7 protein-coding genes are annotated in these 14,085 nt (G+C 68.9%); 5 read left to right on the forward strand and 2 right to left on the reverse strand.

What is annotated here, in order from left to right; all coding sequences use genetic code 11:
- Window positions 1–52: 52 nt before the first annotated feature.
- Complete coding sequence (locus tag DB31_RS49960; RefSeq protein WP_205628525.1) at window positions 53–469, reverse strand: ATP-dependent helicase HrpB; 417 nt, start codon at window positions 467–469, stop codon at window positions 53–55.
- A 79-nt stretch (window positions 470–548) separates the two neighbouring features.
- Between DB31_RS49960 and DB31_RS19325 the strand changes: the two genes are divergently transcribed.
- On the forward strand, window positions 549–1,628 hold the full coding sequence (locus DB31_RS19325; protein WP_044189654.1) for a lipid A deacylase LpxR family protein: 1,080 nt from the start codon (window positions 549–551) through the stop codon (window positions 1,626–1,628).
- A gap of 11 nt (window positions 1,629–1,639) precedes the next feature.
- Here the strand turns inward: DB31_RS19325 and DB31_RS19330 are convergent, their stop codons facing one another.
- Window positions 1,640–4,822, reverse strand: a complete 3,183-nt coding sequence (locus DB31_RS19330) for a poly(A) polymerase (RefSeq protein ID WP_044189657.1) — start codon at window positions 4,820–4,822, stop codon at window positions 1,640–1,642.
- A 424-nt stretch (window positions 4,823–5,246) separates the two neighbouring features.
- On the opposite strand from DB31_RS19330, the gene DB31_RS19335 reads away from it, so the two are divergent.
- The 4 genes from DB31_RS19335 (at window position 5,247) to DB31_RS19350 (ending at window position 14,084) form a co-directional block, all read left to right on the forward strand.
- Entirely contained in the window at window positions 5,247–8,072 is a 2,826-nt protein-coding gene (locus DB31_RS19335) for an FG-GAP-like repeat-containing protein (protein WP_157232059.1), read from the forward strand.
- 157 nt (window positions 8,073–8,229) lie between these two features.
- Entirely contained in the window at window positions 8,230–10,146 is a 1,917-nt protein-coding gene (locus DB31_RS19340; protein WP_044189663.1) for a WD40 repeat domain-containing protein, read from the forward strand.
- 54 nt (window positions 10,147–10,200) lie between these two features.
- Complete coding sequence (locus tag DB31_RS19345) at window positions 10,201–10,530, forward strand: hypothetical protein (protein ID WP_044189666.1); 330 nt, start codon at window positions 10,201–10,203, stop codon at window positions 10,528–10,530.
- 137 nt (window positions 10,531–10,667) lie between these two features.
- On the forward strand, window positions 10,668–14,084 hold the full coding sequence (locus tag DB31_RS19350) for an Ig-like domain-containing protein (RefSeq protein WP_052420091.1): 3,417 nt from the start codon (window positions 10,668–10,670) through the stop codon (window positions 14,082–14,084).
- Window position 14,085: the final 1 nt, after the last annotated feature.

Genomic DNA, 14,085 nt, shown 5'->3' on the forward strand with positions numbered 1-14,085 from the left:
GAGCCGCTCGCTCTGTCAGGGCGGGCGGCTCTCTGCTTGCGGGAGACCTGAGCTACACCTGGGTCTTCACCACGTCCTTGATGCCGCTGGTGGCCTTCTCGACCACCTTGCTCGTCAGGTCCAACTCCAGCGTGTACTTGTACATGGACGCCTGCAGCGACAGCAGCTCCGCGTTCGAGAACGACTTGCCCGACACGCCCGCGCTGATCAGCGCGTCCAGGCGCGCCTGTCCCTGCTCCAGGTCGCTCACCACGCCGGACACCAGGTTCAGAGTGGTGCGCTCCGGCTTCGCGACGCTCTCCACCGGGCTCACGGACTCCGCAACGGGTACCGGCTGCGCCTTCCCGGCCTTGTCCGCGAGCACCGCGTCAAACTTCGACTCGCCCGACTTGCTCACCTGGGGCGCTGCCTGATCCGGAAGTTGCTGCATCCGCTGCGTGGCCGCGATTCCCATCATCGGATCCGTCATGGCTCTGGCTCCCGCGAAGTGTTGACTCGGTGCCAGTATCCCCTCAATGGCTGACACCCAAGGGCGATACACTGAGGGCATGTCATGGGCCCTTGCGCTGCTGACCTCCTCCCTCCTGGCTCAAACCCCTCCGCCCGTCACCTCCACGGTCGAGGTCAAGCTGCCCTTCGTCTCCACCCTCCACGTCGAGAACGATGTGCTCGCCAAGAGCGACCGCTTCTACTCGAACGGCATCCGCCTGGAGCACTCGGGTGAGTACGATCGGTGCCGCGATCTCGCGCTCGCTCTCGGCTTCCCAGGCAGCATCGAGGACCGGTACCCGTGCGGCGGCTCGCTGGCGCAGAACATGTACACGCCCAACCGCATCGTCCCCAATGAAGGCGAGGAGCCCTGGCCCAATCCGGATGACAGGCCCTATGGCGGATGGCTCCACGCGGGCCTCCTGTTCCAGTACCTCCATGCGGCCGAGCGGCCTGTGGACTCCTCTCGGCTCACGCTCCAGGCCACCGTCGGCGTGACCGGCCCGGCCGCCTTCGCGGGAGAGACGCAGCGCGCATGGCACTCGGCGCTCAATCACATCTTCGGCCGCACCGTGGCCAAGCTCCCCATCGGCTGGGAGAAGCAGCTGCCCACCGAGCCTGCCTTCCACCTTTCCGTGCTGCGCGAGAAGACCCTGCTGTGGAGCCCCTATGTGGACGCCTCCTGGTCCGCGGGCGCCATGCTCGGCACGGTGTTCGTCAATGCGAGCCTCGGTGCCACCGTGCGCGCTGGTGTGCTCGCGCGGCCGTTCGGGCTCGCGCCCATCATGCCCTCCGTTCGCCGCGTGAAGCAGGCCCAGGGCGCGGCGGAAGGTCAGCCTGTGGAGGCGAGTGCGCAGCCCGAGACCCCGGAGCGCATCTGGGAGGCGTACTTCTTCGCGCGCGGACAAGCGCGGTTCGTGGCGCGCAACCTGTTCCTGGATGGGACCCTCTTCCTCCCCAGCGTCAGCGTGCGCAAGACGCCCTTCGTGGGGGACAGCGAGTTCGGTGGGGCCGTGCGCACCGGCGGCTTCCAGCTCGACCTGAGTATGGTCTTCCGCTCACAGGAGATGGCCGAGCCCCCCAATGGCCGGGTCTCCGGCCACCGCTTCACGCAGATCCAGCTCTCGTACCTGCACTGAGGCGGCTCGCCTCAGGAGTGCGTGAGCTGTACCGAGAGCGAGGCCTCCGGTGGGCGGTGGCTCCACGTATGGAAGGACTCGCGGAACTCGTCCACGGTTCGCGCCATGGGGCTGCCGGCCTTGGCGGAGAGGGCCTCTGCTCCTCCATGCTCCCGGGTGGAGAGGCCGATGATGAAGGGGCCCTCGGGCCGCTCGTTTGGGAAGGGCCGAGCGAAGAGCCGCCGGTCTCCCTCCAGCCGGTACACCAGCGCCGTGAGGTGCCCGAGCACCCAGCCCGCCGCCGCCGCTCGCGCTTCGGAGGAGGGCGCTTCGATGGACACCACCAAGCGCGCCGAGGCCACTCCCGAGAAGTCCACGCGCTCGAACAGCGCCTCCCAGGACGCCTCCGTTTCCTCCGTCCGCGCCCGCTGGACGAGCTCGCGCGCCCGGGTGAGCTCCTCCCGAAGCACCTGAAGCGCCGAGCGCGAGACGTTGCGCGCCGTGTTCCTCGGCGGCAGCGCTGGCGCCACGATGGGCATCAGGTCCCGCTTCCCTTCCGGGTGATAGCGCGCCGTCTCGGGTGTCACCGTGACTGGCTGTGGCCAGCGCCAGGAGGCGAAGGTCTCGAAGAAGTGCGCGAGCAGCCGCTCGTCCGTGCTCGCCGCTTCCCGAGGCGCTCGCAGGCTGCTCCACGCCGCCATCACGGCCCATGACAGTCCGCCCAGGTAGCCCAGTGCGTGCGAGTACACCCCTCGCGCCTTGGCCCAGGCCCGCACGGCGCGTAGCACGGCGCGGAAGCGCTCGAGGCCCGCACCTTCTCGCTTCACGGCTTCGAGCAGTGCGGTCGTGTCCGCCCAGCCGTTGAGCGAGCGGAAGCCCGCTGTGTCCAGCCGCGCTCCATGTCGCTCTAGCAATTCGGGGGGAGGGCATGGCTCCACGCCCTCGGGGCGGCTCGCGTAAGACACGTCGAAGTGCACGCCACCGAGCGACAGCTTCACCATGGGAATGGCCGCGTCTGCCACGAAGCGCCCACTCGTGGTCGGGTCCTCCAGGGCCAGCGCCGAGAGGAGCGCCTGCGCGAAGTCCTCTCGTGAGAGGTGAGTGGGCCCCACTGCTACGGCATCCACGTCACTGCCCGCGCTGCCCGTCCCGAGCAGATACGAGCCATAGGGGTGGAGCTGCAGCCCGAGCCCGCTGCAGACAGCCTCGAGCCGGCTCACCGCCTCCGTGCGCTTCTGCCGCGCGTCCTCGGACTCCCACTCCCCGCGCGACACCAACACGGAGCGCAAGAGCCCCGTCTTCTCCTGAGGAGCAGGGGCTCCCTCGGCAGGGTCTGGCTTCTTCGTCGTTGGGGTTCCGGAGCCCGAGTTCGAGCCCGAACCTGGGCCTGTCCGTTTCCCCCCGCCGAGCTGCACGCGGCGCCGCACCTCGAAGGGACCCTCTCCCCTTCGGCTGATCAGGCACACCTCATGTGCTTCGAAGGTGAAGGGCTTCCAGTTCTGCTCCCAGGCCGAGAGCGTGCGCCGGATCTCCGCGGGGCTCGAGCGCGGGAGCTGCCCGACGCTCAAGTGGGGAGTGAAGCCGTTCTCCGACTTGCGGCCCTGTTCATCGCACTGAGGAAGTGCATTCTGGAGCGAGGCCTGGAGCGCCTTGATCGCACCGTGAGGGCGATCCTCCGGGCTCAGCCACGCCGTCACGCTGCCCCGGTGCTCGAAGTGGCTGAAGCCAGAGAGCGTCACCTGGAAGGGCTCCAGCTCCCGGAGCGCCTCGGTGATGAGCGCCTCCGCCTCATCGAAGTGCTCTTCCGGAACGAACGGATAGAGCAGCGTCACGTGGGGCATCCAGCGCTCATACGTCCGGTCGTACTTGGAGCGCAGCGTCTCGATGGGGCCCCACAGCTCCTCGGGAGGAATGAGCACCACGGCCGACTGATGCACGGGCGGCACCGAGAGCACTCGGGGAGGACCTTGCAAGGGCACAGGTGCTGGACGCTCACGCGAGGAAGTCTCTCGGGCCAGCGTGCAGCTCAGCCCGAAGTGGTCCGACACGAAGAGCGGACCCCCTCCAGGCGCAGGACGGCCGGACAGGGGCTCTTCGCCAAACAGGCTCGTCTCGCGAGGCTTGAGCCGTCCGGAGGGGCTGCGGATCATCAGGTGATCGAAACGCTGACTCTGCCCCGCGGAGGTGGTCTGGGCTGCCAGCCGATTGCTCGCCGGATCGTACGTGTATCCCGGCTCTCCGGGGCGCAGCACCTTCCAGGCGTCGCTGAAGCCCGCCTCCTCGAAGGACTGCTCCTCGGGGGCGCCGTCGCCGAAGTTGAAGTCGCCCAGGATCAGCAGGTCGGGGGCTTCACTTCCTCGGGCCTCCAGGGCTTGCGCTTGGTGGAGCACCGTGCGGATCTGCGCGGCCCGCGTGGTGCTGCTGTGGGGATCCTTGTTGCTCGTGAGATGCAGCGTGGCCACCCACAGCGGCCCTCCGCGCAGCGCGATTTCTCCGGCGATGGTCCGCTTGTCGCGAGAGAAGATGGACTGCTCCAGCGAAGCGAAGGGGAAGCGGGACAGGAGCACCACCCCATACGGCGTCACCGTGGTGGCGGCCGGACCATCCGAGAGGAAGAAGTGCTCGCGAATCCACGGCGTGTCGAGCAGCGCGCGGAGGAAGGAGGGGGTGACCTCCTGCAGCGCGATGATGTCGGCGTCGATCGAGCGCAGCAGCGAGATGGCCGCAGGCGTGCGCCGGCCCGTGTCCAGCAGCTCCGGCTCGTACAAGTCGAAGAGGACATTGAACGACGCGACCGTGAGCTCGGTGAGTGCTGGCAGCGTCTCGGGGGGACTCGCCGGAGGCGGCGAGGCTTCGACCCAGGCGGAGGTCTTCGAGTCGAAGCGGTAGAACGGCATGGGGGTAAAGGGGTGCTTCTCGTGCGCGGGGGGCCGGGGCGGTGGCGGTGAGGCAGGCGCTTCGGGCTCCGGGGGGATGAGCGTGTGCAGCGTGTCGATGCGTTTGGCCCGGTCCCACACCACCTCGGAGCCTCGGCGGAAGTACCAGACGCGGTGCCAGGGAATCTCTCCGTCCGGAACGAAGGCCTCCAGCGGCATCTCCTCCATCTGCTCGGAGTGCGAGTCGTAGCCGATGACGAACTCGCGAGCGTCGAGCCGGGGATCCCAGCGAATGCGATGGTAGACCTCGCGGCTCGTCTTGAAGCGATCCTGAGACATGGCGACAGCCCTCGAGAAGGAGAGGAGGACTCGGAGGGCTCTCGGTTCCAGAGCCGGCCTCAGCCGAGCGTACGCGGGAAGGCCCCCGCGCGCCGCACCTGGACGCCCCCCTCGTGAAGAGGCTGACACCCCATCATCCGGGGGACGTTGCCGCGAATCCGGTCCGTCAATCCGTCATCCCTCTTCACGCACCGTGCGGTACCCGCAGCGGATCCCAGTGACATGAAACGGCGGCGCAGGGACGAGCGAGACCTGGGTTCTCGCCGCACATCCGGTGCTGTTACCACTCAATCGCTACACCTCCGCCGCAGATCTCCAAGCCCGTTGCGCGAAACGCGGGTGCGCCAAGGTTCTCGAATCCCAGAAGTGATGAGTAGTGGCCGCCACAAATCGGGGAAGGTCAGCAAGACGGAGGAAATGGGACATGCCCCAACGACGACGCAACCAAGGAATGAAGAGCCACGCGCGCTCAAGTCTGGGCGCCGCACTTCTGGGTCTGGCGGTAGGAGGAGGATGTAGCCTGACGAGCTCGGGGGACGACGCGAACACTCGCGGCTCGGCCAACCTCGATGATCGCTGCGAGGTGGTGCCGCCTTTCACGCCGAACTTCGAGCCCGAGCTTCAGTGGGCCTGGACGGGCAGCCCGGTGCTGCCTCAGTTCAACCAGGTGATGATGACGCCGGCCGTCGCCGACGTGAACCAGGACGGCATCCCGGACATCATCTTCAGCTCGTTCGGGGACATTCCGAACGATGACTTCGACTGGCGCGAGGGTGTGCTGCGCGCCATCAGCGGCAACGACGGGCATGACCTGTGGACCGTCACGGATCCGGCCTACCGCATCAAGGCCGCCGCCAGCATCGCGGTGGGTGACATCGACAACGACGGCAAGGTGGAGATCTGCGGCATCCCGATGGATGGCCGCGGCATCATCTGCTACGAGAACGACGGCACCTTCAAGTTCCGCACGGCCCCGGACGCGTTCGACTACAACGAGTGGGGCGGGCCCTCGCTGGCGGACCTCGACGGTGACGGCACCGTGGAGATCCTCAACGGCAACCGCGTGTACAGCAACACGGGCGCGCTGAAGTGGGTGGGCTCGGATGGCATGGGCGGTGCGCAGTACACCGGCCCGGTGTCCTTCGCTGCGGACATTGACGGTGACGGCAGCCAGGAGGTCATCAACGGCCGCTCCGTCTACCGCGCCAATGGCAGCCTGAAGTGCGCCAACACCACCATCGCCTCGGGCTTGTCGGCGGTGGGCAACTTCGACGGCGACACGAAGGGTGAGATCGTCGTGTCGGGCCACGGCAAGGTGAGCTTGCTGGATGACGACTGCACGCTGCTGTGGACGGCGACCATCCCCGGCGGCTGCATCAACGGCTGTGGCGGCGCGCCCACGCTGGCGGACCTGGACCATGATGGGCAGCCCGAGGTGGCGGTGGTGGGCGAGAACGCGATCAGCGTCTTCGAGACCAACGGCGCCTTGAAGTGGACGAGCACCGTGCAGGACTGGAGCTCCGGCAAGTCCAGCAGCAGCGTGTTCGACTTCGAGGACGATGGGAACCTCGAGCTCGTCTACGCGGACGAGGTGTCGCTGCGCATCTACAACGGTGCCACCGGCGCCATCCGCTGGCAGACGCGCCACAGCACGGGCACCACGCACGAGAACCCGGTCATCGCGGACGTGGACGGCGACCTGGCCGCGGACATCGTCGTGGCGGCCAATGATTTGGCCTACGCGCCCTACCACGGCATCCGCGTGTACCACGACCGGCTCGAGGGCTGGGCGCGCACGCGGGGCATCTGGAACCAGCACGCGTACTCCATCACCAACGTGAACAACGACGGCACCATCCCCGCTCACCCAGTGACTTACTGGACGCAGCCTCGGCTCAACACCTTCCACTCCAACGTGGCCAACCACTTCGGGAATGGCGAGAGCCCGTACGCCGCGCCGGACTTCGCCGTCTCGCAGGTGAGCGCCTCGTGCGATGGCTCCACGCTGAACATCGCTGGCACCATCGCCAACCAGGGCGACACCGCCGTGGCCGCCGGGCTCAAGGTGGCCTTCTATCGGGGCGCTCCCGGCTCGGGCGGCTCGCTGCTGGGTGTGACGACCGTTCCCTCTCCCATTCCCGCGGGCGGCACCGCCACTGTGACGCTGTCGGTGGGCTCGCAGCCTTCGGGTGGCTCCAACCAGGTGTTCCTCGTCGCGGATGACGACGGCACGGGCGCGGGCCGCGATACCGAGTGCGACGAGGCCAACAACAGCGCCTCGGGCAGCGTGGACTTCTCGTGCGGCGCGCCTTCGGCCAACCAGCCGCCGGTCGCCATCTGCCGCAACGTCACCGTCAACGCGGACGCCTCGTGCCAGGGCACCGGCTCCGTGAACAACGGCAGCTATGATCCGGACGGCCAGCCCGGTCCGTTCTCCGTGACCGAGTCCCCGTCTGGCTCCTTCGGCCTGGGCAGTCACCCCGTCACCGTGACGGCCAACGATGGCGCCGCCACCGCCCAGTGCGTGGGCACCCTCACCGTGGTGGATGCCACGCCGCCAGCCGTGAGCTGCCCGGCGCCCATCGTCCTCAACGCCTGCGGGGAGGGCGGTCCCGTGGCGAACTTCGACGTCACCGCGGCGGACAACTGCGGCGCGGCGACGGTCACCTGCTCGCACGCGTCGGGCGCCAGCTTCCCGGTGGGTACCACGACTGTCACCTGCACGGCTGCGGACGGGCAGGGCAACACGGCCTCGTGCTCGTTCCCCGTCACGGTGGGCAGCGAGGGCTCCTCCGGCACGCCCACCCCGGGCGCGGATCTGGGCACCGAGCTGTGGCCGCCCAACCACAAGTACGTGAACATCTCGCTGTCCGACTGCGCGGCTCCGGCGCAGGACTCGTGCGGTGGCGCGCTGCCAGCGGACCAGTACGGCACCATCCTCGGCGTCAGCTCGGACGAGGTGGAGGACGAGAACGGCAACGGCGACGGCCACACCTGCGATGACATCGTCATCTCCGCGGACGGCAAGTTCGTGCAGGTCCGCGCCGAGCGTGAAGGCACCGGGGACGGCCGCGTCTACACCGTCCGCTACGCCATCACGAGCCCGTCGGGCGGCACCGCCCAGAGCACCTGCCACGTGTACGTGCCGCACGATCAGTCCGACAACCACCCGGTGGTGGACAGCGGCGTGCACTACTGCGTCGGCCAGGGTTGCCCGGCTGGCACCAGCGGCAGCCCGCTGTGCGAATGAGCCGCTAAAGCCTCCTGCTTCCTGAGGTGAACGAGGGTCCGGAGCCCACAGTGGCTCCGGGCCCTTCGTTTTTGCCGCGTCGCGCCCGGGGTGCACTAGCATCGGCCCATGGCAACTGGATGTGGCGCCGCTGAGATACGGGAGAGGAGCGAGGACGGTGCGGCAGAGGGATGGTGACACGCCTCCAGAAGGCGCGCGGCTCCGCCTGGGGACGACTTTCTTCCGTCCAGGCCAGGGCTCCTTGCCGCCCGTGTTCTCCCCGGACGGCGAGCGGATCCTCGTGGACAACAGCGACAGCCCGCCCAGGCTCCTCATCCTCGATGCGCGGACGGGCCGGCACCTGGAGACGCTCCGCACGCTCTCGAATGAGCTGGGGCGTCTGCTCGCGATCTGCTGGACAGCCGACGGCATCCGCGTGGCCTGTCAGCTCTATGGCGGACGGCCCGCCGTCTTGGAGTACCCCCGTGCCACCGTGCGGCAGCTGGAGGCGACCGATCCCGCCTGGACCGACTACGCCGCCTTCTCCGCCGACGGAGAGCGCGTGGCCATGGTGGATGATCAGGGCGCCGTGCGTGTGTGGAACGCAGCCACCGGGCGCATGTTCGCCCGGGCGCGCCCTCTGACGGGAAGTGTCCAAGGGCCCGGCGTCCGCAAGGCCGTTGCCATGTCCGCCGATGGGCGGTGCGTGGCCTGGAGCGTCGGCGATACCCGGATCCACCTCTATGATGTGGCTGCGCGGAAGCTCCGGCCCCCGCTCATGGGGCACATGGAGTCCGTGGCGGAGCTCGCCTTCTCCCCGGATGGGGCCCGCCTGGCCTCGGGCGCGGTGATGGACGAGCCCGTCATCCGCGTCTGGGACGTGGAGCGCGGCGAGGCGGTGCTGGAGCTGCCCGCCCTGGGCTCACCCTCTTCGCCCCGGGAATTTGGCGCTCCGTGTCCCCGCTTCGGCTTCATCGGTCCGGGCGCTCGGCTGGCCTGGCTGGATGGCGACGCGCTGCGGACGCGAGACCTGGCCACGGGCGCCGCCACCTCGCTGCCCGTGGGAGAGGTGCATCCGTATGTCCCGCTCAGTGCGTCGAGGGATGGCACACGTGTGGTGGCTCGCGAGGGATATGCGCTGCGAACGTGGAACCTCGACACGGGCGAGCCGGATCCCGCCCGCGCCAGCCACTTCCAGCCCGTGAGGACCGTGGCCGTCTCTCCGGATGGGGCGCTCGCGGCGACCTCGGATGACCTCGGCAGCGTGCGCATCTGGGATCTCGCCTGGGGGCAGGACCTGGGAGAGCTTCCGCTGACCTCTGCCCAGAGCTGCGTGCGCTTCTCTCCGAACGGGCGGTGGCTCGCAGTGGGGACCGCCGAGGGACAGATCCACCTCTGGTCCCGTGGCGAGGGCCGGGTGCTCCACTCCTTCCCCGCGCATGCCGCCCGCCTCAAGGACCTGGTCTTCTCCCCGGATGGCGGGTGGCTGACGTCGTGCGCGGATCAGGGCGGGGACATCGCCGTGTGGGCCGTGCCCAGCGGCAAGCGGCGGCGACTGCTCGAGAGCGGCGCGGAGCACCTCACCGCGCTGGACTGCTCGCCTGACGGGCAGTGGCTGGTGGCGGGCGCCATGGATGGGACGATCCGCTTCTGGAGCGCGCCCGAGGGCCGCAAGGCGCACGAGGTCCGTGCGCCGGATTCCTCCGTGCACCACGTGCGCTTCTTCCCGGATGCGCGGCGGCTGCTGTCCGTGGGGCTGCTCGACTCGGACTCCCATGACGACGGTCCCGGCCAGCCCATGCTGCAGATCTGGCACGCGGAGACGGGCCGGCTGCTCACCTCGCGCAGGGCCCGCTCGCACCTGCTGGAGGTCTCTCCCGATGGGCGTCAGCTGCTCTACGTCCCGTGGCGCAATCCCGCCCTGTGCGCGGAGGACACCATGACGGGAGAGGAGCCCCGGACGCTCGTGCTCGTGCCCGAGACGGAGAGCCAGGGCTTCTCTCCAGACCGCAATGTCTGGGTCACGGGGCACCGGGACTGCACGGCGCTCGTCTGGGACCTGGCGCGCTGGGGGTTCGCTCCCCGCCCCAAGTGAAGGGGTGGCCGAAAAGGCAGCGGCCCGCTACGCTTGCTCCCAGGAGGACGCGAGATGGGGTACGGATACAAGGGACGCAGCCCCGTAGGCCGCATCTCCGGCCTGCCCCGCGTCGAGAGCGCGGACGTCGTCTCCCGCGTCCGGGCCACCGAGCGCGTCTCCGGCGCTGCCGCCATCGAGTCCCGCATGCCGCCGGAGCGCTCCTTTGCCGCGGTACTGGAGCGCCAGGGCCGAGGGCTGGTGAGCTCCGAGCCGCTGCCCTCGTCCGAGCCCGAGCGCCCGCTTCCCCCGCCCGCACGAGGAGCGGATCTTCCTGAACTTCCCGAGAGGATCCCCGACTCCTTCGTGGGGCTGCTGTGGTGGAAGATGAAGACCCGGCTGTAACTTGCTCCTCGGGCCACGGGGCGATTCGGACCCTCGAAGAGTAGGCCTTTCTGCGACCGCAGACACTCGGGTAGAAGATCGACGGTTCTGCGCTGGCTCCCCTTCGGCGCGAGCGTTCCTTCCACCTCGAGGCATGTATGGCATCTCGTCCCCTCTCGCTCGGCTGGTGCTTCACGCTGGCCGTGCTCATCGTGGGTGCAGCCGGCTGTGGCGGCAGCGACCCACAGCCTCCTCTCCCAACTCCTGACTTGCCAGATGCGGCGCTCTCCAAAGTAGAGGTGAGCCGCACCGCCAACGTCCTGGCGGACGGCCGGGACATCGTCACCCTCACAGTCACCGTGGTGAAGGCCGACGGCACGGCGCTCTCGGGCCGCACGGTGCGGCTGGAGGTCTCCGGCGAGGGCAACATGCTGGCGCCGGCCTCGGGCCAGACGAACCCCCAGGGCGTGCTGACGGCGACGCTGGCGTCCACCCGCCCTGGCACCAAGAAGGTGAAGGCCTCGGTGGATGCGGAGGGAGGCCCGGTGGTGCTGAGCGCGCAGCCCACCGTGGAGTTCATCAGCCCCGGCAACCCCGCCACGCGCCTGGAGTTCACCGTGCCCCCGGGGGACGTCATCGCAGGCACGCCGTTCTCCGTGACCGCGACGGCGTATGACGCGTCCAACAACGTGGCCACGGGCTTCACGGGGACGGTGCAGTTGACCTCCTCGGATCCCCAAGCGGTGCTGCCGGGGGCCTTCACCTTTGGCGCGAGCAACGCGGGCACGGCCTCGCTCTCCGTGGAGCTGCGGACGGCGGGCACGCAGACCCTGAGCCTGGCGCACGGGCTCTCCGGCAGCCCCCTCACCGCCTCGAAGACGGTGGTGGCAGCCAGCCCGGCCCGGCTCGCCTTCTCCGGGCAGCCGGCGAACGGCACCGTGCGGACGACGCTCGCGGCAGTGCGCGTGCAGGTGACGGACGCGTATGGCAACGCCACCCCGGCCTCCAGCCCCCAGGTGTCCGTGAGCCTCTCCGGTGGCGACGCCGCCGCCACACTGAGTGGCACGCGGAACGTGGATCCGGTGAGCGGCGAGGCCACCTTCTCAGACCTCTCGGTGGATCAGGAGGGCAATGGCTTCCAGCTCGTGGCCACCAGCGGGACGCTGACGCAGGGGACGAGCTCGACGTTCACCATCACCGATAACTTGGCCCCGGCCGCCGCGGTGATCGCCGTGACCGTCCTCACCCCCAGCACCGTTCGGGTGACATGGACGACGGTGGGCGATGACGGCAACCTGGGCCAGGCCGCGACCCAGGAGCTGCGCTACGCGACCACGCCCATCACCAACCTTGACCAGTTCAACGCCGGCTTGGTCGCCGTCGCCCCGTCGCCCCAGGAGCCTGGCAGCGCGGAGTCGACCCTCGTCATGGGCCTGACGCTCAACGTCGACCACTACTTCGCGCTCAAGGTCACCGACGGCGCGGGGAACTACAGCCTGTCGAACAGCCCGAAGGTGGGTGGCGGCGATCCCTGTGGAGGGGTCACGTGCACGCCGCCGGCGGGCACCTGCTCGGCGGATGGACGGACGGCCATCGGCTACACCTCCGCCTGCGTGGTCGAAAATGGCGCGGGCGTGTGCCGGGACACGCCGGCTCAGACTGCCTGCCAATCGTATGAGACGTGCGGCGCTGGCAGCTGCGGGCCGGTGACGGCGGGGAGCCAGGCCGGCAGCATCGTCATCAGCGAGTTCAGCGCGCTCGGCTCGGAGTTCATCGAGCTGCACAACACCACCGCCGCGGACATCGATGTGCATGGCTACACGTTCCGGAATGCCGCGGGCGTGGAGGTGGACCTCCGCGCTCCCAGCGATCCGAACGGCACTGCGGGCACGGCGGTGGTGGTGACTGCGGGAGGCCGCCTGTACGGCATCGCCAACCCGTCCGGCTCGATTCCGGGCGGCGTGGGCTTCGTCTACGGCGCGCCCGGCACCTCGTTCTCCCTGGCGGACACGGGAGATGCGCTGGCGCTCTACGCGGCGCCGCCCGCGGGCAACCTGCAGGACGTGGTGGACTTCCGTGCGTTCAAGAGCGATCCGAATACCCCGCTGGCGGCGAGCGACTTCGTCGGCTTCGCGGGCAGCTCCACCCAGCTGGATCCGGAGAGCCTGTCCGCAGCGGGCAATGACACGGCCACGAACTGGTGCGTGAGCTTCTACGGGAGCGGCGTGAGGGGCTCTCGCGTTACGAACACCGCGGGCGCGGCCAACGGCAGCTGCAAGGTGGCGGTCATCAACGAGGTCTACCTCGATGCGCCCTCGACCGATAACGGCCTGGTGTTCATCGAGCTTGCGGGTCCCGGAGGCTCCGTCATCGGCGGTGCGAAGATCGCCGACGTGGAGGGCCGGGCCGGGACCACGGCCGCGGGCGCCAACAATGAGTCGTTCAGTCCGTACACGATCCCCGCAGGGACCCGGTTCCCGGCGGACGGCATCCTCCTCATCGCCGACCTCAACCCGAGCGGGCAGACCCTCGTCCCGAACTTCGTGGCCGGGGTGGACGTCGGGGCGAACAACGTGGACCTCGAGAACTTCGGCGGAGACTCGGTGCAGCTCATCAACGCCGCAGGGACCGCCCTTCTGGATGTGCTGGGCCAGGACGTCTCGGGCACTACCCTGGACACCAATACGGCGGACAACGGCTTTGCCATGTACGAGGGCACCATCGCGGTCTACGTCTCCACTACGGGCTCCTGGTCCTCGTCGCTGGCGCGCTCGCCGGGCAGCGCGGATACGGACAACAACCGCAATGACTTCCGGACGGATCCGTCTCCGACGCCGGGCCTGCCGAACGATCTGGCGAACTTCACCGTGACGAGCCTGTTCCCGGATGACGGCCCGGCCACGGCGGGTGCCAACGGCATCGTGGTGACGGGAACGGATCTCGCGCCGACGATGCGGGCGCAGTTCGGCGGCAGCAGCTCGGTGCTGTGCTCCGTGAGCACCCCCACCACCGCCAGCTGCACGGCCGTCACCAACGCGGGTGCAGTGGGCGTCGTGGACGTGACCTTCACGCCGGCGGCGAGCGTGGGAGCCTCTGGCCCGTTCATCTTGAGCAGAGGGTTCACGTACACGGGCAACGAGAACGAGACGAACAGTGTCCTGGAGGCGGACTTCTGCAACCTCCAGTCCCCCACCACGCTCTCGGTGGTGAGGAGCACGGTGACGCCTGTCATCTATGGCCGCATCTACGAGACGGGTATCACGGAGCCCCCAGGGCCGCCCGCGGGCATCCTGGCCGAGGTGGGCTATGGCAACAACGGCTCGGATCCCAGGAGCAACAACTCCTGGAAGTTCTTCCCGGCGACGTACAACGTGCAGGTGGGCAACGACGACGAGTTCATGGGCTCGTTCACGGCGCCGGCCACGGCGGCGACCTACGCGTATACGTATCGGTTCAGCCAGGACAACGGGCTGAAGTGGACGTACTGCGACAAGGACGGGGCGGGCTCCAACACCAACCCGGACTTGGTGTTCTCGCCGACGCAGTTGGGCGTGATGACGGTCACGAACAACTAGC

The sequence above is a fragment of the Hyalangium minutum genome (genome assembly GCF_000737315.1).
Classification (GTDB): Bacteria; Myxococcota; Myxococcia; order Myxococcales; family Myxococcaceae; genus Hyalangium; species Hyalangium minutum.